Genomic DNA, 24,395 nt, shown 5'->3' with positions numbered 1-24,395 from the left:
ACCTCAAGAACGGCGCGCCGCTCGACCGCCGGCCGCGCCGCGAAGTCTTCGCTTGCGCTCAGAAGAAGTGCATGACGCCAACGTATCCGCCTTGCTGGTTGTGCCCCGGCAGCGGTAAGGAGTCCGTTGTTTCAACCGGGAACGAAGACTGCTTGCCGTTGAACATGGCTCCGACGGTCAGGTAGAGGAAGGTGCGTGCCGAGAGGTTGTAGGTGGTCCCGAGCGCACCGAGATTGCCGGTGCCGCCGCCGTGATTGACGTTGCCGTGATACCAGCCGGCCTGGAACGCCAGCGCGGGCGTGGCCTGCCAGGACGCGCCCAACCACTCCTGCTGGCTGCGCGTTGCCGCAAACGGATTGAACGTGGTCGCCACCGTATCCTGCCCGGACGACACCAGCTGCTGATAGCCGGTAAAGAACTTGACGGGCCCGAGCGTATAGGTGCCGCCGATCATGTACTCCCGCGAAGCCGAGTAGAGGTCGGAGAATTTCCCGTTGGCATCGCGGATTTCCTCGTAGACCCCGTACGCCGCGAAGCCCGCGAGCGTGTATTGCGCGCTCACGCTGAACTGGCGGCCGCCGCGGAAGTTGCCCGCCTCGCCACCCAGGCCATTTTGCACGCGGAACGAGAAGCCCGCCCACTTCGGCGAATTGTAGGTGACCACGTTCGGCCGTGGGCCCCACGCGCGTCCGTACGCGAAGTTGGCGATGCCGGTGCCCACCTGCTCGCCCAGCGGGTCAATGTACCAGCCGGTTTCGTCGGTCAGGCTCATGGCGCGGCCTAACCAGAGGCTGCCGAGCTTGTCGTAGGACAGCCCCACATACGCATCGCGGGTAAAGATCAGGTCCGGCGGAGTCTCCCCCGTACCGGATGTGAAGAGGCTCTCGAGCTTGAAGACGGCATGCAGGCCGCCGCCAAGATCTTCGTCGCCTTTCAGGCCGAACCAGCTATACCCGTACTGATTGCTGCCGAACCGGAAGTTATTCTTCGATTGGCCGTCCGGGGTCGCCACGTTGGTCACGTAGTCGAAGCCAGCGGCAATTCGCCCGTACAAGGTCACTGAGCTCTGCGCGTTCGCATTGCAGATCCCGATGGTGGCCAAAGCCACAAACAATGCCAGTTTTTTCATTTTGTCATCCTCAACGAAATTAATCTCCATGAACCCTGCGGAGGCCTCTTTGCGGGCCATACCGTACTGAACATCGCACTACTAATTACAAACCGACATTTCCAAGCGCTAATGAATTCGCGTCAGCCGCTACCCCCTCGACTTGCGCAGCGTGCGCAGAAACTCTGGAAGATGACGCACTACCGTCGCCAGCAGAATCGCACTGGCCTGAACGAGGAGCTGAACCGCGGGGCCCGCGCCCAGCGCCAGCACGAGCTGGCCGAGTTGCGCCATGAACAGTGCGGCCGCCGCGCTTGCGACGACACTGCCCCTGCCGCCCGTGAACGGCGTGCCACCGACCACGACGGCCGCGATTGCCGGCAGCAGATAGTCGTTGCCCGACGTTTGCGACGCGCTGCCGATGAACCCGGCGAGCAGCATGCCTGCCGCGGTAAAGCAAACGGCCGAGACGAAGTACGCGCCAATCCGGTACTTCAGCACGTTGACGCCAGCGGCTTCGGCCGCGCGCGGGTTCACGCCCACGGCAACGAACCGGCGCCCCACGGTGGTCTTGCGGGTGATGATCCACGCGCTCGTCACGAACGCGAAGGCGAACCAGACATTCGCGGGGAGGCCCAGGAACTGGGCGTGCGAGATGGTTTGCACGACGGTTGGAACGTCCACCGGAACGTTGCCGGTCAACGAGCGTGCGCAGCCGATCAGCAGCGCGTTGACGGCGAGCGTCGCCACCAGCGGCGTGATCGCGACTCGCGAGATCAGCGCACCGTTGATGATGCCGACGATCCCACCAATACAGACCGTGAAGACGACGGCAAGGACAACGGAATTGAACGCGAATCCCGTTCTGGCCATGACGATGCCGGCAAGCGAGACCATGCCGATGGCCGACATATCGAGCCCGCGTTGCTGGATCACCAGCGTCTGGCCCGTCGCGACGATCGCGAGAATACCGGCGAACGGCAGCATGGCGAGTATCGAGCCTCGCGTCATCGTGCCCGGCGCGACGATCGAGCTGCAGACGAAGAGCAGGACCAGCCCGATCCAGATCCACGAGAATTCATCGACGGCGGGCAGCCGTACGGGCTTTGCTTTCGATTTCGACTTAGAAGGCTCAAGGAATTCCGACATGACTTCCGCCTGATTGTGCATTGAATGTCTCATTTCGCCACCACCATTTCTCTGCTCTTCGAATAGAGCGCGACCGATGCGAGGATCATCCCGCCGAGGAGGTACGACTGCCACGAGTCCCCGATATCGAGGAACGAGGTCACTACGTTTACCTGAATGATCAGCAGCGCGCCCAGCAGCGAACCCACGAAGGAACCGCGTCCGCCAAAGAGGCTTGCTCCGCCGATCACGACCGCCGCGACGCTGCCGAGCGTGTAGTTGATGCCGGCGCTGGGGTCGCCGGAGCCCACCTGGGCCATCATCGGCACGGCAGCGAGACCGGCAAGGAACGAGCACCCCATGTACGCCGCGAGCTGTGTCAACTGCGGGCGGGCGCCGGACATGCGCGCCGCTTCCACGCGGGAGCCCACGCCGCGCAGCGTGAGACCGGCCCTCGACTTGTACAGGGCGATCTCCAGCACGACGGCCATCACAATTGCGACGATCGCGACAACGGGCACGAAGCCGAGCTGGCTGCCGATGGCCTCCACGATGGGATCGGCGATCAGGCCGCCCGGCACCGGACGCAGCAGCAACGACACGGCCTGAAGCGCCATATACGTCGCGAGCGTCGCCACCATCGGATGCAGGCGGAACGGGCCGACCAGCATCCAGTTCACGAACCCGACCGCGAGGACGACGAGCAACACGATCCCCCATCCCGAGAACTGATGAGCCAATGAGGCGCCATCGTTGAGGAAAAACGACTGGATCACGACGATCAGCCCCATGAGCGGCCCGACCGAGAGATCGATGCCGCCGACCAGCATGAGCGTCTGCTGCCCGTACGCGACGATGGCGAGCGTCGCCACGAGTGCCAGCATGCCGCTCAGGTTTCGCGCGGAGAGGTAGGCCGGATTGACGTGCGCCGCATAGAGGCCGAGCGCGCAGACTGCAACGGCCAGCATCACGAGCGGCGCCCAATCGCCGGCCGCCCACTTCCAGAGCCCGGAGATCGTGGAGGCGCCCTTCTCCCGCTCCGTCGTTGCGGTCAGGACGGCCTGGGTGATGTTGTTCTCGCTAACGGCGTTCTCGCCCAGCTCCTTCACCACGTGACCGCGCGAGAAGATGAGCACGCGGTCGCAGAGTCCCGCCACCTCGTGCGCATCCGAGGACACCACGATCACGGCGGTGCCGGCCGCCGCGGCCTCGCGCAGCACCTTGTAGATTTCCATCCGTGCGCCTATGTCCACGCCCTGGGTCGGCTCGTCGACGAGCAGCACCTTGGGATGGCTGGCGAGCACGCTCGCCAGCACGAGCTTCTGCTGATTGCCGCCCGAGAGGCTGCGAATGGGCGTGTCGATGGAAGGCGTCTTCACAGCGAATCGCGTCACGGCGTCTCGCGCGCGCCTCGCTTCGCTGCGCGGATTCACCCACCCCTTGATGGCGTCGAATGGCAAACTGCGGATCGAAAAATTCTCGCGCACCGACAACTCACCGAAGATGCCTTCGCGATGGCGGTCGCCCGGCAAATAGCGGATGCCCGCGTCGGCCGCCGCCTGCGAGTTGTGGAGCTTCGCGGCCACGCCGGCCACCGTGACGCTGCCGCGGCTGCGCGTCTGTCCCGCGAGCGCCCGCATGAACTCGCGCTGACCGTTGCCGTCGATTCCCGCGAGTCCCACGATCTCGCCTTGCTTGACCCGAACCGAGATGTCGGTAAAGCCGGCTCCACGCAGCTTCGCCACGTCGAGCATGACGCCCGCGTCGCCCGTGTTGCCTTTGGCCGGGAAGTCGCGGTCGAGCGCGCCGCCCACGATCAGCTCGACGATTTCCTGCTCGCTGAGGCCCGCGGCCTCATAGGTGCCCTGCCCCTGGCCGTCACGCAGCACCGTGAGGCGATGCGCGATTCTCTGCACCTCGCGAATCCGGTGCGAGATGTAGACGACCGCGCACCCCGAAGCCGTGATCTTGCGGATGCGCTCGAACAGACGGTCGACGTCGTCCGTCAACAGATGCTCGGTCGGCTCGTCGAGGACCAGCACCTTGGGCTTCGCGGCCAGCGCCTTGACGATCTCGACGATGAACCGCTGCTCGGGGCCGAGGCTCACCACGCGTTCGTTCGCGTCGATCGCCACATCGCCGCTCCATTGCTTCAAGAGCCCTCGCGCCCAAGCAGCCACTTCGATCAACGAAGGACGCTGCTCGACGGGCACGCCGAGATAGAGGTTCTCCGCCACGGTCAGGTCCGGCATGAGCGCCGGTTCCTGGCGCACGATCGCCAGCCCCAGGCGGCGTGCCTCTTCGGTGTCGCCGCGCGTCTCCTTGCCGTCGATCACGACGCGCCCTGTCTCCGGCACGAGGGCGCCGGACGCGACGGCCATGAGCGTAGACTTGCCCGCCCCGTTCTCGCCGACGAGCCCGTGCACCTCGCCCTCGATCACCGAGAACGTCACGTTGTCGAGCGCCCGGACTCCGGGGAAGATCTTGGTGACACCATCGATCTGCAGCAGCGTTTTCTGGTCATTCATGATTCGTCTCGAACGATTACTGGGCAAAGACTTCCTTGAACCTGGCGGCAGGAAGTGCGGAGGTGAGATCGGCATCGGGCGGCGCGAACGGATCGCACTTCGGATCGAAGGACTTGAGCGAGTCGTACATGTTGATCATCGATGTCGTGGTGAAATATGAGCAATGCGCCGATTCCATGCATTGCTATGGTGTACGAAACATTGTCAAACGAATGTACCGCCTGATTTCCCGCCTGCTCTGTCCGCGCCCGGATCGATTAAATAAAGCCTTAATTCCCGCGATGGATGCGGATCGACAGCTTGAACAGCGCAATGCGATAGAGCGAAAATAAACAGACGAATGCAGGTCGAGGGGTGACTTGCCGATACATCATTCAAATACGATGATGCTATGCACGATTGATTTATATCGAATGATGTGTTTTGGAATGACCAAAGTCAAGAGCCCTGGGGAATCTCCCTAGGGCCCGTGCCGCGCGCGACGGATGTCACATGGATGTCGTCTCAAGACAGTAGCGGCAGCGGCTGTGGCTGCGGCTGAGAACGGCGAGGTTAGCGCAACGGACCCGGCGGGAGGCGGCCGGTCATTGCGCGTCGGGCGCGTATTTTCCGGCGAAAATCGACTTCACGAGTGCTACGTATTCCGAAACCATCAGCGGATTGCTGCTCTTCATGCCAGCCGTATATTCCATCTCCGCTCCGAACATCGCCGGCGCCGACATCAGGGCCAGGAACAGGTAGTGGATCAGGATCGGATTGCCCGGCGGCAGGCATCCGGCCTCCTGCGCATCGCGAATCTCCGGCAGCAAGTGCGCCAGCAGCGGCGTCAGAATGTGCTCCGCCAGCCACGGCAGACGCGGATTGCCGGGCCATTTCTCGCGGGCGAGAAATTGATGGAACAGCGGATGCTCGATCGTGAATTGCAGGAAGCTCACGTACTCGCTCATCAAGCGGTCGAACACGCCTGACGCTTGCGAGCGGTCGGTGTTGCGCTCCCACAGGCTACGGATGGTCGAAAAGAGATCCTCGGCCACCGCCTGCCACAGCAAATCCTTGCTCCGGTAGTGATGCGTGACCGTGGTGTGAGGCAGATTCACCCGCGCCGCAATCTCCCGGATGCTCGCGGCCTCGAAGCCCTTCTCTGCGAACTCGGCCAGCGCCGCCTCGATGATCGCGCGCCGGGTATCGATCGAGCGCTGCTGCTCCCGGCGCAATCTGCCAGCCGGCCGCGGCTCGCCGGAGGTTTTTCCAGCCTCGGACGGCGCGGACACAGACGCGGCGCCCGCCGCCTCTTCCCGCGTTGAGCGGACCGCGCGCTCCTTCTTCGGAGCCGATTCAGACGTCTCTTTCATACACGCTTCCTTGCACGTTCCCGGCGGGCCAGTCTGCCTGCTCGAAACATAAACCGTACGGACGTTCATTTTATCACGGTCATCCAGGCGCACTTTCACTCCAGGGTTTTCACCACTAATTCGTTAAACCGTACAAGTGTACGTTATAAAAAAGGCGACGACGAACCGGCCGGAATGCGGGGCCGGACCGTTGGCGCTGTTGTTCGCGCTTCCCCTAACCTGACAGGAAATCGACATGACCACCCAAACGTCCGCGGCCGTCCTCCGGGAACCGCATGGCTCCTTCACGCTCGAGAATCTGGTGCTCGACGACCCGCGCCCCGACGAGGTGCTCGTCAGGATGGCCGCCAGCGGGATCTGCCAGACCGACGCGCATTTCCGCGACCAGCTGATGCCGATCCAATTGCCGGCCGTGCTCGGCCATGAGGGCGCGGGCGTGGTCGAACGCGTCGGCAGCGCGGTGACGTCGGTCGCGCCGGGCGATCACGTCGTGCTGTCGTTCAACTCGTGCGGCCATTGCGACGCCTGCGGCACCGGGCACCCGGCCTACTGCGACCACCTCGTGCAGATGAACTTCGCGGGCACCCGCGCCGACGGCACGCCGGGACTCGCCGATGCCGACGGCACCCCGATCCGCGGTCGCTTCTTCGGCCAGTCGTCGTTCGCCACCTTCAGCCTCGCGAACGAGCGCAATGTCGTGAAGGTCCCGCGCGACCTGCCGCTCGCCGTGCTCGCTCCGCTCGGCTGCGGCTTTCAGACCGGCGCGGCCGCCGTGCTGCACACGCTCGACGTCCCAGAAGGCGCATCGATCGCGGTCTTCGGCGTTGGCGCCGTCGGGCTCGCGGCGATCATGGCGAGCAAGATCGCGCGCGCCAGCACGATCATCGCCATCGACGTCAACGAGGAGCGGCTGCAGCTCGCGCGCGAGCTGGGCGCCCATGTCACGATCAACGCCCGATCGGCGGACGTGGCCGCCGAGATCCGCAGCGTCACGCCGCGCGGCGTCGATTTCGTGCTCGACACGAGCGGGCGCAAGGAGAGCCTCGAAGCCGGCGTGGCCGCGCTCGCGATCATGGGGAAATTCGGCTTCGTCTTCTTCAGCCCCGCTGCGGGCGCGCTGCTCGACGCGTCGCGCCTGAGCGCCGGGCAAAGCCTGCAAGGGATCATCCAGGGCGACGCCACGCCTCAGGACTTCATCCCGCGTCTCATCGAGTTCTACCGCGCCGGCGCGTTTCCGATCGACAAGCTGATTCGCTTCTACGAACCGTCGGAGATCAACGAGGCGTTCGCCGACGTCGCCCGAGGGGACACCATCAAGCCCGTGATCCGGTTCGCGGCATAGCGGGCCATCGCTAGCGGCGCATCTGCTCGCATGAGAAACCATCAGGACTATTGATTTATTGATTCAGTAATCGAGGAGAAAAAATTGTTCATTCCACCGTCTTTTGAGCAAAGCAAGGCCATTGCCGCGCAGATCGACCACGGCCGTGTCTACGGACACCTGATCGGCAACGAATGGGTCGGCGGCGACAGCGGGCAGTTGATCGAGTTACATAACCCCGCGACACGCGAAGTCGTCGGCAAGATCCAGGCCGGCAATGCGCTCGACGTCGATCGGGCCGTTCGCGCGGCGAAGGCCGCCTTTCCGGCGTGGTCGCGCACCGAGCCGCTCGAACGCCAGCGGCTCCTGCTCGAAATCGCGGCCCGGCTGCGCAAGCGCCAGGCCGAATTCGCGGTCATGGAGTCGCTGAACAACGGCAAGACGCTTATCGAAGGCTTGCTCGACGTTCAAAACGCCATCGAGCAATTCGAGTTCTACGCGGGCCTCACGCATCTGCGCGGCGAGGTGCTCGACTTCCCCGGCAGCATCGCGCTCACGCATCGCGAACCGATTGGCGTGGTCGCGCAGATCATTCCGTGGAACGTCGCGCTGCTGATGGCGGCCATCAAGCTCGCCCCCGCGCTGGCCGCGGGCTGCACGGTCGTGCTCAAGCCCGCCGAGACCGTCTGCCTCTCCGTGATGGCGCTCGCCGAGGAATTGAAGGATGTCTTGCCGGCCGGCGTCGTCAATGTTGTGACCGGTTATGGGCGCGACGTGGGCGAGCGTCTCGTCACGCACCCGGACGTGCGCAAGGTGTCCTTCACCGGCTCCCGCGCGACCGCCCAGAAGATCATCGAATATGCGAGCCAGTCCATCATTCCGCAGACGATGGAGTTGGGCGGCAAGTCAGCCAATATCGTTTGCGACGATGCCGATCTGGACGCCGCCGCCGAATCCGTCGTGATGTCGACCGTGCTGAACAAGGGCGAGGTCTGTCTCGCCGGCAGCCGCGTGTTCGTGCATCGCAAGGTGCGCGATGCGCTGCTCGAGAAAGTGACCGCGCTGCTCGCGCGCATCCGCTACGGCAACCCGCTGGACCCGGCGACGCAGATTGGCGCCGTGTCGTCGGAGGTGCAGTTCGACCGCGTGATGGGCTACATCGAGGCCGGCAAGCGCGAAGGCGCGCAGGTGGCCTTCGGAGGCGGCCGCGCAAGCGTCCCCGGCCTCGCCAACGGCCTCTTCATCGAGCCGACGCTGTTCACCGGCGTGCAGCGCGAGATGACGATCTTCCGCGATGAAATCTTCGGCCCCGTCACCACAGTGATCGATTGGGACGACGAAGCCGACATGATCGGCGCCGCGAATGACAGCCTCTACGGCCTCGCAGGCGGCGTGTGGACACGCGATCTGAACCGCGCTCACCGGATTGCCCGCGCGCTCGAAACGGGCACCGTGTGGGTCAACCGCTACTACAACACGCGGCCGGGAATGGCGCTTGGCGGTGTCAAGCAAAGCGGCTTCGGGCGCGAGAACACGCATGAGACGTTGTCCCACTACACGCAACTAAAGAGCGTCGTCTTGAACCTGGCGGAAGGTCCGCTCGGATTGTTCGCGCCGCCCACCCCTTCGGCATGACGCGACGACGCGCAGGCAAAGAGAACATATGAGGTATGACATGAAAGACACATTGAGCATTGCAATCGTAGGCGGCGGGATCGCCGGGCTGGTGACCGCCGCGGCGCTGCGGGAATCGGGACACGACGTGTGCGTCTATGAACAGGCCGACGCGTTCAGGGAAATCGGCGCGGGCGTGACGCTGCATCCGAACGCGACGCGGCTGCTCGAGAAGCTGGGCTTCGGCGACGCGCTGCGCAAGATCGGCTCGCCGACCGCAGGCGTCCGGCTGATGAGCGCCGCCGGCGCGCCGATCGAGACTGGCGGTGCGCGCGACGGCGTGCCGTTATCCGATGCCGGCCAGGGCTACAACGTCCACCGCGCGGAGTTCCTCGACATCCTGGCGCGTGCCGTGCCCGCGTCGAACTTCCGGCTCGGCCACCGTTGCACCGGCCTGATCGAGGACGATGACGGCGTGACGCTCACGTTCGAGAACGGCGCGCGCGTGACCTGCGATCTCGTGATCGGGGCCGACGGCATTCGCTCCGTCGTGCGCCAGCGCATCGGACTCGACGTGGCGGCCACCAGCGAGGGTGTGATGGCCTATCGGGGCCTCGTGCCCGTGGAGAAGCTCCCGTGGGCAAGCGATGCCCAAGGCCTGTACCTGTGGATGGGCGCCGGGCGCAGCTTCCTCTGCTATCCGGTTTCGGCGGGCACGATGATCAACATGGTCGCGTTTGTGCCGACGGACCGTGATTCCGCGGAGTCGTGGTCGGCGCTTGGCGATCTTGGTGCCCTCGCGCAGGAGTATCGCGGCTGGGATGAGCGTGTCGGGCAGACAATCGCCGCGCTCACCGAGACCTACGTCTGGGGCATTTACGATCGGCCGTCGCTGCCGCGCTGGACTAGCCAGCGGGTGACGCTGATGGGCGATGCCGCGCATCCGATGGTTCCTCATCTCGGTCAAGGCGCCGGTCAGGCGATCGAAGACGCATACACGCTTGGTATCGTGCTCAAAGGCGCATCCGCCGACACCCTGTCCGGGCGCCTCGCGAGCTACGAGCGCCTGCGGCGTGAGCGCACCACTCGCGTCCAGGCCGTTGCCCGGCAGGCGGGCCAGTTCTATCGCACCGACTTCAGCGATGCGGCGCAGCGCGACGCGACGATGAGCGCCTGGACGAAGGAAGTCCGATGGATCCTCGAGCACGATGCCGACGCCGCCGCGATCTCGGAGATCGAACGCAGCCGAAGCTGACCTCAACAGGGCACGACGCCGATCGCCGATTGCTGATGCGGCATGCGCAAGACCGTGGTATGACTCAAACAATAAGGATACCTGATGATCAAGAATCGTTTCCGCAAGCGCCTTCCAATCGTCGCCGGCACGCTGCTCGGCAGCGTCGGCCTCTCGGCGCACGCGCAAAGCAACGTCACGCTCTACGGCGTCGTGGACAGCGGCATTCTCTATACGAGCAAGACGCTCAACCCGACCACCGGTCAGAACGCCGGCCATCAGTTCTCGCTGCTCACCGGCGGCCTGACACCGTCGCTGTTCGGGCTCAAAGGCAACGAGGATCTCGGCGGTGGCATGAAGGCAATCTTCGCGCTCGAAAGCGGCATCGACATGACCAACGGCGGCCTCAACGATTCGAACGGCAACCTGTTCGGCCGCCAGGCGTGGGTGGGGATCGATAGCCGCTTCGGCACCGTCAAGGGCGGCGTGCAGCTATCGCCGTTCGTGCTCTCGCTGATCGCGTCGGATCCGCGCGGCGCGTCCTACTTCGGCAGCGGCGTGCCGATCTACACCGGCGCCGTATTCGTCACCGGCGCATTCAATTCGAACTCGATCTCGTACACGAGCCCGAGAATCGCGGGCTTCCAGGGCAGCGCGCTGCTCGCACTGGGCGGCATCGCCGGCAATTTCCAGGCGGGCCGCCAGTATTCGGCGAGCGTCGACTACACATACGGCCCGTTGCTGATCACCGCCTCGATGTACGACGGCAACGCGGGCGGCACCGCCGCGACCACACCCATACCGAGCACCGTGGCGTTCACGGGCCGCACGATCGGCGCGAGCTATCAGTACGATGCGCTGACCGTGAAGGCCGTGTTCATCAATCTGAAGGTGGCGGGATCGTTCGATAACCGCGTGTACGGCGGCGGCTTGAGCTACCGGTTCACGCCGGTAACGACCGTCGATGCGGGTGTCTGGTACACGAGCGACGGCAACGATACGAACAACCACTCGATTTTGGCCGCCACCGGTTTGACGTATAGCTTGTCGAAGGCGACGCTGCTTTACGGCCAATTCGGGTACGTCGACAACCACGGCAAGATGGACACCGGGCTGTCGACGAACGGCGCATTGTTCGGCGTGGCGGGGACAACCTTCGCCACCGCGGTGGGCATTCGCCACCTGTTCTGATTGATCTCCGGCGACGGCGGGACAAGCAGCCGCGTCCCGCCATCGCCTAGTCGATTCGCACCCGCGTGCGTGTCTGATCCGAGCGCTCGATGGCATCAATTACCTTATGAAGAGCGACGGCGTCATCAAAGTCAGGGGCCGTACGAGTTCCATGAATCAGGTCCTCAGCCATCTGCCGATAGATAGCGGCCACATTGCGCCCAATGACCGGCGCCGCGAAATCGGCCTTCGGCACCTCGACCTCGCGATACCCCTGTTCGCCCCTGCGGCCCGCCTCCACACGCAACGGCGCGATATTGATGACGGGATACTGCCCATGTGCCACAGTCATGCGCAAATCACCCAGCGTTCCATTGATCTCCCACAGCAACTGCGTGCCACGCGGCAACCCACCGCGAAGCTCCAGCGACAACGGCGCGCCCGACTTCAAAACGGCATTGACCATCACATGATCGTGGGTACGCATCGGGATCGTTTCGCCCGTCTCCACCACGCGCACGGTCTTGCGGCGCTGCGATATCACGCCCTCCACTTCCTCGACAGGACCCAGCACACTTTGCACGGCAGCCAGCGCATGCCCGCCGATAATCCTCAGCAAGGTGGCGCCATTGCTCGCATCCATCGCGTACGAGTCGCCGCGCGTGACTTCATCACCCCAGGTAGGACCGCATCCGAGGTAAGTCGACGACAACACCTCGCCCACGAATCCATCGGCCACGAGCTTGCGCACCACCTCGACTTCGGGCGACGCGGTGGCCTGCGTCCCCACCACGGCCCGCACCTTGCTCTGCCTCGCCAGTTCGGCGAGCTCGACCGCTTCGGCCAGGCCGTTGCCGAGCGGCCACTCACAGTAGACATGCTTGCCCGCCGCCATTGCCGCGGCAACTACCTCGCGATGGTGGGGCACTTTGACTGTGACAGCCACCACGTCGATATCGGGAGAGGCCACGAGCGCCGCCACGTTCTCGAACGCGCGGGGAATGTCAAAGGCATCGGCTGCCGCCCTGGCGCTCGCGAGACTCGTGTTCGCGACGCCGGCGATTTCGTAGACGTCGGACAGCGCACGCAACGCAGGAAGATGCGCGCTCGTCCCCCAGCCGCGCGCCGTGCTCACGCCCACGATACCCACTCGAAAACGTTTATTCATTGCTTCCTCGAAACCATTCAGTCATGTTTATTCGGGCCGCGGCCCTTTTCAGGCACGGCCACGGCACAGCGGGTCACACCGGTCATTTCCCCGCGCCCGGATGCGGCATGTATTGGCCCGTCTCCATCAGCTCCGCAACGGCGAGAGCCTTCGGTGTCCAGCGCATCGTCGCGCGGGTTTCCAGCAGCCAGGCCTGATAGCCCTCGGGAACGTCCTCCGATGGCCCGTGATGGATGACCCCCTTGGGCACACAGGTCAACGTGCCGGGCTCGGTGCACCCGCCCCACGCGCCGGGGCCGCGCACGTAGCAAATCAGCTCGTCGAAGTCGGCGTTGATGTGAACCGGCGGCCGGCCCCCGGGACGCGCGCTGAGGTTGAACATCAGCAGGTCGCCCGTGCCCGATTGCAGAAACTGGCTGGGCGGACCGCCTTCCGGCAGATAGGCGTGAACCTGGATATTGGCCAGATTCAGCTTCCACACCGGAACGGACTCCGACAAGTGCACGCCAAGCGCAAGCGGATCGTGCGGCAGCATAAAGACCGTGTTCTCGGGGTCGAGGGTTTTCAGCACGAGGCGCGTCGGGCCGCCGGCCGGCATCGTGGCGTCGACCTCCGCATGCTTCAGATCGCGCGCCACGTTGAGCAGGCCGCTTGGCGCGGGCGGCGCGAGCTTCAGGACCGAAGGACTCTCGACGATGACGCTGCGCATCGCGTCGCCCGTGGGCGCATAGCGATACGCGATGGAGCGGGGAATGCAGACGAAGTCCCCTTCCGTGGCGGTGAGACAGCCCACGTCGGTTTCGAACTTGACCGTGCCGGACTGGATGAAATGAATCTCGTCCGCCTCGACATTGCGCACCACGTAGGGCATGGGCGTGCGCCGTCCCGAGACGTGCAGCTTGACGCCGAGCCTCGACGTCGCCACGGTGGTCGGCAGCGCCTCGGGGTCGTCCTGATCGTCGGGCGTCAAGCGCTCGAGGACAGCCCGTCGCGGCGCGTGCGGCCCCTGCACGGAAAGATAATCCGGCGCATAGGTCTGGCGCGTCACAACGGACAGCGCCCCCTGGAAGCCGTCACGGCTCCAGAGTTGCACCGGGGGGGCGCCTGCGTCTTGTGGCTTGGCACTCATTTGTCCACCTCCTTGGGTTCGAGGTTGTGCATCGCACACACGTTATCGATTCATATCGAATCATGTGTTGTAGAACAAATCAAGTCAAGAGCGCCAGGGAATTCCCCGAGCCACGCTCTGGCCGCACGGCAGGGTTTTATGCCGATGCGGCCGGTGCGAAGTCAGTCGAGCGCCGCATCGTCTCTCGACATCTCGATCAGGTTCTTCTCGATCTGGTGCGCGACTTTCCAGAACACCTGCATGTCGCGCGCGGCAATGCCGTCGAGCGAGGTCGAATGCAATTCGGCGATTGCCGGCAACATGTCGTCGACAAGGCGCCTGCCCTCGTCCTTCAAGCTGACGTAATACTTTCGCCGGTCTTTAGGATCCCGCACTCTTTGCACGAGCCCGCGCTTCTCCAGGTTGTCGAGTGCGGGCACCGCGGTCGTGGAGGCAATCCCCACACGCTTACTTAATTCGAGCTGATTCAGCTCGCCGCGCTCGGCCAGTACGCGCAGGTAATACCAATACGCAATGGCCAGGTTTTCCCTATCGAGAATTTTCTGGCCAAGCGCATCATAGAGCCGGCGCACCGTCCTGGCCATCCACGGCACCGTCCGGCCACGCTCATCGAATAGTTCGGGCGACAGCTTTGCAGCTGCCACGTTGGATGCCTTGCTGGATGCGTCGTTAGATGCTTCGCCGGGTGGCGCGTGATCCAGACTGGCATGGGCGACGCCGGAGTTCGATTTGGACATTCCCTCATTCCTCTGTGTATGGGCAAACCGGGCAAATTTCCGGGCCGCGAACGAACAGGTAGTCAGGGCACACCCCACCATCGGAACCCTTGACTTTATTTATACTACATAACATCATTCGATATAGGTTGATTTTTTGACGTATCATTGTCCTGCAAATGATCCGTTACAGGCGCGATCATACAACGCGATCGACCGTTGCGTCGTGCTGCCTCGCAGCATGCGCGCTTCGGGGCGCAATGCGCAACGGCGTGGCCGTGGATCGAGCGATACCTGACGTGCAGTCGTTACGTCCAATCACAGTGCAGTTCTGCTCAGGGATGACATCTCATGCAGCGCAAAATCCTTGTACTTATCCTCTGGCTCATGCCAACCGTCCTGCGCATCGCGGCCCGCCGGTTTCCAGCCATGCGCGCGCATCTCGCCGGCGGCAGTGGCATCATCCAGCTACGGCTCAGAGACAACAGTCTCGCGCGGCAGCTACATTTCAAGGACGGCAGCGTGACCGGACGCTGGGGCGTGTGCCCCAATCCCGACGCCGAGCTCGTCTTCATGGATGTCGCGACCGCGCACAAGATGCTCGCGCCGAAGACCGATCATGCATTCCTGATCGATGCGTTGAAGAACTTCAAGATCACGCAGGGCGGCAGCGACCAGAAGCTCGTGTGGTTCGGCCAGCTCGTCAACACGATGAAGACGGCACCGTGGCGCAAGGGCCTGCCGATGAAAGACGGCACCACGCGCTACACCACGCTCACCAATGGCGGGCCCGTGTTCGTCTTCGTCAAGGACGACAAGATCGTCCGCACCACGCCCATCGATCTCGAAGAGGAAGACGGCCCGAGCTGGAGCATCACGGCGAGAGGCCGCCGGCTTACGCCGGCACGGCGCGCGACGGTGAGCCCGCACGCGCTCTCGCTCAAGTCGCTCGTGTACTCGGACAAGCGCATCCTCCATCCGATGAAGCGCGTCGACTTCGATCCCCATGGCGAGCGCAATCCGCAGAATCGCGGGATCTCGGGCTACGAGCGCATCAGCTGGGACGAAGCGCTCGACATCGTGGCCGGCGAAATCCGCCGCATGAAGCAGGACTATGGCCCCGGCGCCATCGGCATGGTCACGGGCGCGCACCACCAGTGGGGGAACATCAACTACTACCTGAGCGCGATGCTGCGCTTCGGCAACCTGATCGGCTTTACCCGCATCGAACCGAGCCCGATCAGCTGGGAAGGCTGGTACTGGGGGGCCATGCATCACTACGGCAACAGCCTGCGCCTGGGCACGCCGAGCTTCTACGGCACGACCGAGGATTGCCTTCAGCATGCCGAGGTCATCGTGTTCTGGTCGAGCGATCCCGAATCGACCAGCGGAGTCTATGGCGGATTCGAAGGCACCGAGCGGCGGCTGTGGGCCAAGCAACTCGGCATCGAGTTCGTGCATATCGATCCCTATCTGACGCATTCCGCCCAGTTCCTCGGCGGGAAGTGGCTGCCGATCAAACCCGGCACCGACTCGGCGCTCGCGATCGCCATCATGCACGAATGGATGATCGACGATAGCTACGATAAGGAGTACGTGGCATCGAATTCGACGGGCTTCGACGAATGGAGCGCGTACGTCCTCGGCAAAGAAGACGGCATACCGAAAACGCCGGAGTGGCAGGAAGCGGAGACCGGCGTGCCCGCCAAAGACGTGCGCAGCCTGGCGCGCCTGTGGGCGTCGAAGAAGACGTATCTCGCGGCGGGCGGCCTCGGCGCGGGCTTTGGCGGCGCATGCCGCACGGAGACAGGCGCGCAATGGGCGCGCAGCGTCGTCATGATGATGGCCATGCAGGGCTGGGGGAAGCCGGGGATCAACTTCGGCAACCTGCAGATTGGCGCACCGCAGGACCTCAACTTCTACTTCCCCGGCTACGCCGAGGGCGGCATCTCGGGCGATCTGAACAACACGGCGAGCGCGGCCAACAATTACTGCCGCATGCCTCACATCATCACGATCAACCCGGTGAAGCAGGCCGTCCCCCGGCAACGCCTGGCCGAAGCCATCGTGGAGGGACACTCGGAAGGCTACGCGTGGGATGGCTTTTCGATCGAAGGACAGTTTGCCGAATACACGTATCCGAAGCCGGGCCTTTCGCGCATCCACATGCTGTACCGCTACGGCTCGTCGTCGTTCGGCACCACACCGGGATCGAACCGGCTCGTAGAAGCGTATCGGCATTCATCGCTCGAATTCATCGTCAACCAGTCGATCTGGATGGAGAACGAAGCGCAGTTTGCCGACATCATCCTGCCCGCGTGCACCGCGCTCGAACGCGACGACATTTCCGAATGGGCCAATTGCGGCGGCTACATCCAGCATGCGCAGACGCAGCTCAACCACCGCATGGTGATCATGCAGCACAAGTGCATCGAGCCGCTCGGCGAATCGAAGTCGGACTACCAGATCTTCCTGGATATCATGTCGCGGCTCGGCTACGGCGGCATGTTCTCGGAAGGCGGTTGCTCGGAACTGGCCTGGTGCGAGCGGATGTTCAATTCCACCGACCTGCCCAAGCAGACCACGTGGAAGAAGTTCCTGCAAAAGGGCTATCACGTCGTGCCGCCGCCGAAGGACGACGACCAGCCGCCTGTCGACATGCGCTGGTTTGCGCAAGGCCGGCCGAAGGATCTGCCTGAAGCGAATCCGCTACCCGGCACGTATTCGACCGGCTTCGGCGACGGATTGCCGACGCAGTCGGGGAAGTTCGAGTTCGTGCCGTCGAGCCTGCGCCGCATCGAGCAAGTCGATCCCGCACGGCCGGCGGTCAACCGCTACATCAACCGCGCGAGCGCCACGAAACAGCCGTTTCCGCTGCAGCTCGTGACCAACCATCCGGTCTACAGCTTCCATACGCACGCGGACGGGAAGAACAGTCACGTGAGCACGATCGACGAGCACCGGATGAACGTTGGCGGCTATCGCTACTGGGTCTTGCGCATGAGCGCGCAGGATGCGCAAGCGCGAGGCATCCAGCGTGGCGACCTGGTTCGGGTCTACAACGCGCAGGCGTCGGTCATCTGTGCCGTGGACGTATCCCAGCTCGTCAAGGCGGGGGTCACACGCGGCAACGAATCGTGTGCCGAGCTCGACTTGATCGAGACATCGGTGGGCCTGGTGGATCGCGGCGGCTGTCTCAATCTGCTGACGCCGGGTGGAAAAATGAGTCCGACCGCGGACGGGATCATGCCTAATACTTGCTGGGTGGAGGTGGAGAAATGGGACGCGAAACTCGAGAAAGCAGCGTGAACGGCTGGGCGCTGGTTGTTGATGTATCGCTCTGCATCAACTGCAGAAACTGCGTTCTTGCGACCAAGGACGAGTACAGCGGCAATGCGTTTCCTGGGTATGCCGCACCTCAGCCGCCGGAAGGGCTGGAGACGATCCGGATCGAGCGTCACGTTCGCGGAGAGGGTTCGCTCGTCGATGTCACCTATATACCGAAGACTTGCAATCACTGTGATAACGCGCCTTGTGTCAAGGCGGCATCGGATGGGGCGATTTACAAGCGTGCGGATGGGGTTGTTGTGATTGATCCGGTTAAGGCGCATGGGCGGCGCGATCTGGTTGGGACCTGTCCTTACGGGATGATCGAGTGGAACGAGCAGGAGCAGGTTCCGCAGAACTGGAATTTCGATGCGCATTTGCTCGATGCGGGGTGGAAAGAGCCGCGTTGCGCGCAGGCTTGTCCGACCAAGGCGATTCGGGCGGTGAATGTCGCGGATGCTCAGTTGGCGGAGATGGTGGAGAAGGAGAAGCTGTCGGTTATTCGGGCTGATTTCGGGACTAAGCCGCGGGTTTTTTATAAGAATCTGGAGGAGGCTTTAAGTCATCTGGTGGCGGGCAATGTTTGTGAGGATCTGGGTGGCGGGAAGTTGCGGAATCTTGAGGATGTCGAAGTTGTTTTGGTTGATTCTGACGATGGCAGCGAGCGTGTTGTTCGGACCGATCATTTTGGGGACTTTCGGTTTAGTGGGTTGAAGGCGGCGGCCTCCATGATCGCTGTTCGGGTCAGGAAGGATGGCGGTGAGAAGGTTCTCGTTGAACGGGAGCGCTCGGGGAGCGTGAACCTTGGGACGCTGGTTTGTTAATGGCAGCGTTGCGGCGTTTTGCGTTTTTTGCGCTTTCGCGCGTTGGCCTTAACTTGTTTTCGCGGCGGACCGCAAGCGTTGCCCCTGTGCGGGGCGGCACCTACTTTTCTTTGCAGCCGCAAAGAAAAGTAGGCAAAAGAAAGCGGCTCACACCGCTAGTGTGACGCCGTCCACCACGGCCCTTCTTATCGGAGCGGCTCCGGGGCATCCGTCTCCTCGCACACTCCGCGTTTGTGACAAAGGGCTCATCCTTCCCGCCACGCGCTACGCGCGGGCGGAAGGGTATGCAAGGAAAACCGGGCGAGCAGGTCGGCGAATTCGTTACGAGTGCCGCCCGTTAAATCCGCGGCGAAGCTGACAGGTAAATGCGCTGCGGTGCTAACTGGTGAATGCGTTGAGGTGCTAAACGGTGGATGCGTTGGAGTGCCAACCGGTGAATGCGTTGGGATGCCAACCGGTGGATGCATTGGGGTGCCAACCGGTGGATGCGTTGGGATGCCAACCGGCGGATGCATTAGGGTGCTAACCGGTGAATGCATGGGCGTGCTGGCTGGCGAATGTGTGGGCGGGCCGCTGAGCGAATATATTTGAGCGCGACAAACGCGTGTACGTCCCACTGGTTTTGACTATGCCCCACGGCGCGCGGAGCGCCGCCGGATCGATGAGCCCTTAGTCACTCCGCTATACGCCGCGTGGCGACAGACGCTCCGGAGCCGCTCCGATAAAAAGGGCAGTGGTGAACTGCGTCACACTGGCGGTTTGAGCGGCTTTCTTTTGCCTACTTTTCTTTGCCGCGGCAAAGAAAAGTAGGTGCCGCCCCGCACAGGGGCAACGCTTGCGGCCCGCCGCGAATACAAGTTAAGGCCACCGCGCGAAAGCGCCGACACTCGCGGCGCCCCAATTCAAATCTTAAAACTCTCAAGACTAGCAGGATGAAACAGCTCATGCGGCTGCAACCGTCGACTAGAAAGCCCTTCCTGATAATGCCGCTCAAGAAACCGATCAACGGTTTTCTCATTCTCTTTGAAGCCGTAAGGCCAAAAATCAAACCCCATCAATTTCCGCGCAGCGCGCAGCTGATCCTCAACAAACGGCAGCGTCACCTTAGTAGCACCAGTCTCACTAAGCCGCGCAAGCGCAAGCGCCTTCGACTTCTCAAACGCCTTAACGAGCGCCCCAGGCAGCCAAGGATGTTCATCCGCAAGCGCCTTCCTGACCCCAAGCGTATGCATAATCGGAAACAGCTTGGTCCGCGAATACCACTCCGCCGCAGTCTTATGCGGATCCTCAAAGAGATAGCGAACCTGCGGATGCCCCTGATCAAAACACGACGGCGCACGCGGCCCAATAACAGCATCGATCTTCCCAGCCGCCAGCAGGCTGGAAATGGTCTCACCTTCAGGCGCGTCTTCCACCTTGATATCGTCGGGCAAGTTCAACGAGATTTTCTCGACCCGAGTCGGATCTTCATAACCACCCCGCACCCACGTCACATCCGACGCCTTCACCCCATACTCTTCCTCGAGCAGCATCCGAACCCAGACATTGGCGGTAAGCTGATACTCAGGCACCCCAATGCGCTTGCCCTTCAGGTCCTCCGGCTTCTCGATCCCCCGGTCCGCACGCACGTAGATCGACGTATGCCGGAACGCCCGCGACGGAAAGACCGGCACAGCCGTATACGGCGACGTGCCCGCAGCCACCTTCACCGAATAGCTGCTCAACGACAGTTCGCAAATGTCATAGTCAGCGTGCCGAAACGCGCGAAAGAAAATCTCCTCGGGTTCCTGCAGCATGAACACCGGATCGACGCCGTCGACCTGAACATCCCCATCGACAAGCGGCCGCATGCGGTCGTAATTCCCAACGGCTATCGACAGCCGAAGTTTGTGATTTCCCATTACCTCTTCTCCTTGTTGCTAAACGATAGAAACGAAAGCGTTGGCACGCGCCAGCCACGCAGGCTGGGAACCTGATCAGATCACGGCGATTTCATCCTATATCGCATGATCCTACTATGGATTACTCAAGTCAAGGGCCATGACATCACTGACCGGCGGGCCAATACCTCAGTTGAATGACTACGTTCGTTCAGACGGATTGCGCCGGATAGACAAGCTCCGGCGTCCAGCTTTCGCGCGGCTGCGCATACAACTCCCAGAACGCCTGAGCGACGCCGCGCGCTTCGGGCGAGTCGGCCGCAACGAATGTCGCCACGTTGACGGAACCAACGTGTACGCCACGCTCCTTGAAGCTGTCGAAAACCGCATGCGTCAAGTTTTGAATCGCCGCCTTGCCAATGCCAAGCAGCAGGTAGTCGGGATGCGGGTGCGTTGCCAGCGCGCCGCCCGTCAGCAGGATCGTGCCGCTGCCGCGCGCCAGCATGCCTCGCGAAGCCGCTTGCGTGGCAACGAGCGCGGCACCGATATTCACAGTCAGATCGGGCACGAAGGTTTCCACCGGCTGCGTTTCGATCGAATCCCCATGCATGGACGCCGCATTGAAATGCAGCACGTCGATTGCGCCGAACTCCGCTTCCGTCTCGCGCACGAGCTGAAGCACGCTCTCCAGATTCCCGGCGTCGACCGTCCTGGTGCTGACGGTGTAGCCCTCGTCGGACAGTTGCTTGGCCCTTTCGGCAAGCTGCCCGGGATTGCGCGAGGTTAGAACCACACGAAAGCCTTCGCGCGCAAAACGCCCGGCCGTCGCGATTCCGATGCCGGGACCAGATCCGATACTGAGAAATGTTTTCACTGTTAGGTATCCTGTTAAATATGGGAAATTCTTGTCAAAACTCCGGCCCAGCTTCCGGCCATGGCTTCAACGCAAAATGTGGGAACGTCAGGGGTTAGGGGATCAAGTACACCGATGCAGGTGCATCAGCCCGTATGCACGAACGCATCGCTGAAAAAGTCGTCTTCCGGCAAGCCGGCCTTCACGAAGGTTTCGCGCGCGGCGGTCGTCATCGAAGGGTTGCCGCATGCGTACACCTCATATCCCGCCAGCGAGCCGAAGTCTTCGAGCACCGCCTCGTGCACGAAGCCGCGCCGGCCCGTCCATGCCTCGTCGGCTTCGGAGAGCACCGGCACGAACTTCACGCGGCCGCTGTCATGCCATTTCTGCGCGAGCGCCGCGAGGTAGAGGTCTTCGGCGCAGCGCGCGCCCCAGTACAGATGCAACGGCCGTTCGAGCTTGCGCTTGATGGCATCCTCGACAATCGACTTCACCGGCGCGAACCCCGTGCCGGTCGCGAGCAACACGGCAGGCTTGTCCGATCCTTCGCGCAGCATGAACTCGCCGAACGGCAGTTCGATGCGCAGCCGGTCGCCCTTCACAAGGCGGCCCAGCACGGCTTCCGAAAAACGGCCGCCGGGCACGTGGCGCACGTGCAGCTGCACGCTGTCGTTTTCGTGCGGCGCGTTCGCCATCGAGTAGTTGCGCCGCGTGCCGTCCTCCAGCTCGACCTGCAGATACTGGCCGGCGCCGAACTTCGCGCGCACGCCCGTGGGCAGCCGCAATTGCAAGACGCTGACGTCGCTGGCTGGCTGCGTGATGCGGTATACGGCAGCTTCGAGCGTCTTGCGCGTGATGGGGTCGCGCTTCTCGATGCGACGCGGCGCGATCGTCAGGTCCGTGTCGGGCCGCAGGCAGCACAGCAACGCGCGCTCGGCGGGCGCGGCCACGGCGCCCTGCACCGGCGAGCGCCCCTCGCCCGCCACGAGGCGTCCCTCGCAGGAGGCGCAAACGCCCTTGCGGCACGAGTACGGCACCGCATAGCCGGCGCGCTCGGCCGCGTCGAGCACGGTTTCACCGTCCGCGCAGGGAAACGTTATGTCGCTCTCGGCGACGGAAATGCGAAAGTCCACGATATCACCTCGAGGCGTTGTCAGCCGATGTCGGTCGATGGCCGGTGTGCGCGCGTCATAGCGGTAGCGCGAGCAATGTGTCGATGCGCGAGCTGTCGCACACGACAACCCGCTCGCGCAGGCGCACGCTCGCCTCGTCGCGCACGTACACGTCGCAATAGCGGCCGGTCGCGAACAAGTCAGTAGTCCCGTCGCGCATGATGCGCGCGACCATGAATGCGGTTTCGCTGCGCGCCTCCGTGCCGTCATCGCTGATCACGTACGGTTGCCCGAGCAGATGCCGGTAGGCGTGCCGTTCATAGATATTGGCGTCGCGCAGCGACGCCACGCGGTCGACCAGCATGCCGTGCGAGGCCGCGTAGATCATGCTGCCCACAAGGCCGCGCCGATGGTTGTCGGCGGTCGTGACCCGGTAGACGCACGATGCGGTGAAGAAGCCGGGCCACTGCCCGAGGTCGCCGTCGTCGATGCAGCGCACGTAGTCGGCTTGCGCACGGGCGATCAGTTGGTGAATGTCCTGCGTCATCGTCAATATCCCATTGCGTTACGGTAGGCCTTCCAGAAGCCGCGAATCGAGGCTTCCGTCACGCGGCTCGCGCTGCTGGCCGTGCCATCGCCGCCCATCTCGATCACCGAGCGTGCGTCGCTTGCGCCGTCGATGCCGCGTTGCACGAAGCCGCCCACGCAGCCGTCCTCCATCGAGACATAGCCGGCCGGGCCCACGAGGTTCGCCTGGCGCAGGCGCATTTCCCGCAGCTCGGGCGTGTCGTCCTCGAAGCCGAGATAGATCCAGTTCAGCTCGGTCTCACGCGCACCGCGCGGCAGGATCTGGCGCACCGCAATGGCGTTCTGGATCTGCTGCAGCACGAAGCCCGGAAACACCGAGAGGATCTGCAGCGTGATGCCGTCACCGAACTCGTCGGCGCCCGCGAGCACCGAGGTGTCTTCGAGGCGGTGGCCGCTCTCCGAGCGGATGTTCTGGGCCGCATAGTCCTTCGTGGCCGTCTGCGCCGCCGCTTCGGCCGCATGATCGACGGCGGAATAGCTGACGTGATGCCCGCCGCTGGGGTCGACGATAATGCCGCCGCGCTGCGAGAGCTTGTTCAGCTGAAAGGTCGTGAAGAACAGATGCAGGATGCTCGCATGATAGGAATCCTTAACGTTTTCGAAATAAAGTTTCCAGTTGTTGGGCAGCATCTGCGTGAAGCGGCCGAGCACGACGGGCGTGCGGTTTTCGAGCACGCGCGCTATGCGTTCGACAATCTCCTCGCCAAGGTATTCGTCGAGCGGCGGCACGTCGTCGGAGAAGCTGCCGAACACCAGACCGTGCAGCGTCGCCACGCGCAACTTGCGCAGGCCGTGATCGCCGAGGCAGAAGTCTTCCTTCATACCGCCCTGGCCGTTGATGCCATCCCGGAACGCGACGCCGAGGAGGTCGCCCTGCAGGCTATAGGTCCAGGCGTGGTAGACGCAGCTGAAGTCCTTCGCGTTGCCCGCGTCCTCGAGGCACACCATCGCGCCTCGATGCGCACAGCGGTTCTCGAACGCATAGAGCTCGCCGTCCGTGTCGCGCGTGACCACCACGGGCGCATCGCCGATGAATGTGCTGCGAAAGTCGCCCGGGTTCGGCAGCTCGGCTTCGAGGCACAGATAGCTCCAGTTCGGACCCCGAAAGATTGCGTCCTGCTCGTCCGCGTAAACTTCGTCGCTCTGGAACAGCGTATAGGGCACGCGCGTGACGCCCTCGGCGGGCCACTCGATGCTGGCGCGACGCGCCGGCTGGATGGGGATGATGTTCAAGTTGCTGACTCCGTGGGGGGCGTCTGCCTAACGCCGGTTACCGGAAACCTCGGCGACACTGCAGTTGACAGCCCCGCCCGGGTGTGTTCGAATACCGTACAGTGTTCGAT

Annotated in this window: 19 protein-coding genes; 7 read left to right on the top strand and 12 right to left on the bottom strand. The window is 63.2% G+C overall.

The annotated features are described in order from the left end of the window. Nucleotides 1–58: 58 nt before the first annotated feature. From E1956_RS33650 to E1956_RS33640, 3 genes are all read right to left on the bottom strand, one after another. Entirely contained in the window at nucleotides 59–1,189 is a 1,131-nt protein-coding gene (locus E1956_RS33650) for a porin (RefSeq protein ID WP_335930013.1), read from the bottom strand. 69 nt (nucleotides 1,190–1,258) lie between these two features. Further along, nucleotides 1,259–2,257: an ABC transporter permease gene (locus E1956_RS33645; RefSeq protein ID WP_232071971.1), complete on the bottom strand. Its 999-nt coding sequence runs from the start codon at nucleotides 2,255–2,257 to the stop codon at nucleotides 1,259–1,261. 29 nt (nucleotides 2,258–2,286) lie between these two features. Continuing rightward, nucleotides 2,287–4,764, bottom strand: coding sequence for an ATP-binding cassette domain-containing protein (locus E1956_RS33640; RefSeq protein ID WP_134757326.1), 2,478 nt, complete (start codon nucleotides 4,762–4,764; stop codon nucleotides 2,287–2,289). A 128-nt stretch (nucleotides 4,765–4,892) separates the two neighbouring features. Between E1956_RS33640 and E1956_RS33635 the strand changes: the two genes are divergently transcribed. Further along, nucleotides 4,893–5,096, top strand: coding sequence for a hypothetical protein (locus E1956_RS33635; RefSeq protein WP_134757324.1), 204 nt, complete (start codon nucleotides 4,893–4,895; stop codon nucleotides 5,094–5,096). 252 nt (nucleotides 5,097–5,348) lie between these two features. Here the strand turns inward: E1956_RS33635 and E1956_RS33630 are convergent, their stop codons facing one another. Continuing rightward, a complete protein-coding gene (locus E1956_RS33630; protein WP_134757322.1) occupies nucleotides 5,349–6,215 on the bottom strand; it encodes a TetR/AcrR family transcriptional regulator in 867 nt (288 codons plus the stop codon). Between the two features lie 136 nt (nucleotides 6,216–6,351). Here E1956_RS33630 and E1956_RS33625 point away from each other — a divergent pair, with 136 nt between their 5' ends. The 4 genes from E1956_RS33625 to E1956_RS33610 all read left to right on the top strand — a co-directional run bounded on the left by E1956_RS33625 (nucleotide 6,352) and on the right by E1956_RS33610 (nucleotide 11,476). Then, a complete protein-coding gene (locus E1956_RS33625; RefSeq protein WP_134757320.1) occupies nucleotides 6,352–7,458 on the top strand; it encodes an NAD(P)-dependent alcohol dehydrogenase in 1,107 nt (368 codons plus the stop codon). Nucleotides 7,459–7,542: 84 nt separating this feature from the next. After that, nucleotides 7,543–9,072: an aldehyde dehydrogenase family protein gene (locus E1956_RS33620; RefSeq protein WP_197732938.1), complete on the top strand. Its 1,530-nt coding sequence runs from the start codon at nucleotides 7,543–7,545 to the stop codon at nucleotides 9,070–9,072. 40 nt (nucleotides 9,073–9,112) lie between these two features. Further along, the gene (locus E1956_RS33615; RefSeq protein ID WP_167760198.1) at nucleotides 9,113–10,306 is read left to right on the top strand and encodes an FAD-dependent oxidoreductase; all 1,194 of its coding nucleotides are present in this window, start codon (nucleotides 9,113–9,115) and stop codon (nucleotides 10,304–10,306) included. Nucleotides 10,307–10,390: 84 nt separating this feature from the next. Next, entirely contained in the window at nucleotides 10,391–11,476 is a 1,086-nt protein-coding gene (locus E1956_RS33610) for a porin (protein WP_134757315.1), read from the top strand. A 46-nt stretch (nucleotides 11,477–11,522) separates the two neighbouring features. Here the strand turns inward: E1956_RS33610 and E1956_RS33605 are convergent, their stop codons facing one another. The 3 genes from E1956_RS33605 to E1956_RS33595 all read right to left on the bottom strand — a co-directional run bounded on the left by E1956_RS33605 (nucleotide 11,523) and on the right by E1956_RS33595 (nucleotide 14,489). Then, entirely contained in the window at nucleotides 11,523–12,623 is a 1,101-nt protein-coding gene (locus tag E1956_RS33605) for a Gfo/Idh/MocA family protein (protein WP_134757314.1), read from the bottom strand. A gap of 82 nt (nucleotides 12,624–12,705) precedes the next feature. Beyond that, on the bottom strand, nucleotides 12,706–13,752 hold the full coding sequence (locus tag E1956_RS33600) for a homogentisate 1,2-dioxygenase (RefSeq protein WP_134757312.1): 1,047 nt from the start codon (nucleotides 13,750–13,752) through the stop codon (nucleotides 12,706–12,708). Nucleotides 13,753–13,913: 161 nt separating this feature from the next. Continuing rightward, entirely contained in the window at nucleotides 13,914–14,489 is a 576-nt protein-coding gene (locus tag E1956_RS33595) for a MarR family winged helix-turn-helix transcriptional regulator (RefSeq protein WP_134757310.1), read from the bottom strand. 330 nt (nucleotides 14,490–14,819) lie between these two features. Here E1956_RS33595 and E1956_RS33590 point away from each other — a divergent pair, with 330 nt between their 5' ends. Next, nucleotides 14,820–17,777: a molybdopterin-dependent oxidoreductase gene (locus E1956_RS33590; RefSeq protein ID WP_134757308.1), complete on the top strand. Its 2,958-nt coding sequence runs from the start codon at nucleotides 14,820–14,822 to the stop codon at nucleotides 17,775–17,777. Continuing rightward, entirely contained in the window at nucleotides 17,747–18,619 is an 873-nt protein-coding gene (locus E1956_RS33585; RefSeq protein ID WP_134757305.1) for a 4Fe-4S dicluster domain-containing protein, read from the top strand. Before E1956_RS33590 ends, E1956_RS33585 begins: the two co-directional genes overlap by 31 nt. A gap of 902 nt (nucleotides 18,620–19,521) precedes the next feature. On the opposite strand, the gene E1956_RS33580 is transcribed toward E1956_RS33585, so the two are convergent. From E1956_RS33580 to E1956_RS33560, 5 genes are all read right to left on the bottom strand, one after another. Next, entirely contained in the window at nucleotides 19,522–20,520 is a 999-nt protein-coding gene (locus E1956_RS33580; protein ID WP_134757303.1) for an ABC transporter substrate-binding protein, read from the bottom strand. Nucleotides 20,521–20,710: 190 nt separating this feature from the next. Next, complete coding sequence (locus tag E1956_RS33575) at nucleotides 20,711–21,373, bottom strand: SDR family oxidoreductase (RefSeq protein ID WP_134757301.1); 663 nt, start codon at nucleotides 21,371–21,373, stop codon at nucleotides 20,711–20,713. Nucleotides 21,374–21,498: 125 nt separating this feature from the next. Beyond that, the gene (locus E1956_RS33570; protein ID WP_134757299.1) at nucleotides 21,499–22,485 is read right to left on the bottom strand and encodes a 2Fe-2S iron-sulfur cluster-binding protein; all 987 of its coding nucleotides are present in this window, start codon (nucleotides 22,483–22,485) and stop codon (nucleotides 21,499–21,501) included. Nucleotides 22,486–22,540: 55 nt separating this feature from the next. After that, nucleotides 22,541–23,011: an aromatic-ring-hydroxylating dioxygenase subunit beta gene (locus E1956_RS33565; RefSeq protein WP_134757297.1), complete on the bottom strand. Its 471-nt coding sequence runs from the start codon at nucleotides 23,009–23,011 to the stop codon at nucleotides 22,541–22,543. Between the two features lie 2 nt (nucleotides 23,012–23,013). Then, nucleotides 23,014–24,285 carry an aromatic ring-hydroxylating dioxygenase subunit alpha gene (locus E1956_RS33560; RefSeq protein WP_134757295.1) on the bottom strand — a complete coding sequence of 424 codons (1,272 nt, stop codon included), beginning with the start codon at nucleotides 24,283–24,285 and terminating at the stop codon, nucleotides 23,014–23,016. Nucleotides 24,286–24,395 lie beyond the last annotated feature (110 nt).

Origin of the sequence: Paraburkholderia pallida (genome assembly GCF_004524855.1) — a bacterium.
GTDB classification, from domain to species: Bacteria; Pseudomonadota; Gammaproteobacteria; order Burkholderiales; family Burkholderiaceae; genus Paraburkholderia; species Paraburkholderia oxyphila.
Note: the sequence above shows the minus strand (reverse complement) of the source record. Positions and strands in the feature narration are given on the sequence as shown.

Coding starts and splice junctions, on each gene's coding strand:
- E1956_RS33650 (WP_335930013.1), bottom strand. CDS start 1,189: ATGGCCCGCAAAGAGGCCTCCGCAGGGTTCATGGAGATTAATTTCGTT.
- E1956_RS33645 (WP_232071971.1), bottom strand. CDS start 2,257: ATGTCGGAATTCCTTGAGCCTTCTAAGTCGAAATCGAAAGCAAAGCCC.
- E1956_RS33640 (WP_134757326.1), bottom strand. CDS start 4,764: ATGAATGACCAGAAAACGCTGCTGCAGATCGATGGTGTCACCAAGATC.
- E1956_RS33635 (WP_134757324.1), top strand. CDS start 4,893: ATGTTGATCATCGATGTCGTGGTGAAATATGAGCAATGCGCCGATTCC.
- E1956_RS33625 (WP_134757320.1), top strand. CDS start 6,352: ATGACCACCCAAACGTCCGCGGCCGTCCTCCGGGAACCGCATGGCTCC.
- E1956_RS33615 (WP_167760198.1), top strand. CDS start 9,113: ATGAAAGACACATTGAGCATTGCAATCGTAGGCGGCGGGATCGCCGGG.
- E1956_RS33610 (WP_134757315.1), top strand. CDS start 10,391: ATGATCAAGAATCGTTTCCGCAAGCGCCTTCCAATCGTCGCCGGCACG.
- E1956_RS33605 (WP_134757314.1), bottom strand. CDS start 12,623: ATGAATAAACGTTTTCGAGTGGGTATCGTGGGCGTGAGCACGGCGCGC.
- E1956_RS33600 (WP_134757312.1), bottom strand. CDS start 13,752: ATGAGTGCCAAGCCACAAGACGCAGGCGCCCCCCCGGTGCAACTCTGG.
- E1956_RS33595 (WP_134757310.1), bottom strand. CDS start 14,489: ATGTCCAAATCGAACTCCGGCGTCGCCCATGCCAGTCTGGATCACGCG.
- E1956_RS33590 (WP_134757308.1), top strand. CDS start 14,820: ATGCAGCGCAAAATCCTTGTACTTATCCTCTGGCTCATGCCAACCGTC.
- E1956_RS33585 (WP_134757305.1), top strand. CDS start 17,747: ATGGGACGCGAAACTCGAGAAAGCAGCGTGAACGGCTGGGCGCTGGTT.
- E1956_RS33580 (WP_134757303.1), bottom strand. CDS start 20,520: ATGGGAAATCACAAACTTCGGCTGTCGATAGCCGTTGGGAATTACGAC.
- E1956_RS33565 (WP_134757297.1), bottom strand. CDS start 23,011: ATGACGCAGGACATTCACCAACTGATCGCCCGTGCGCAAGCCGACTAC.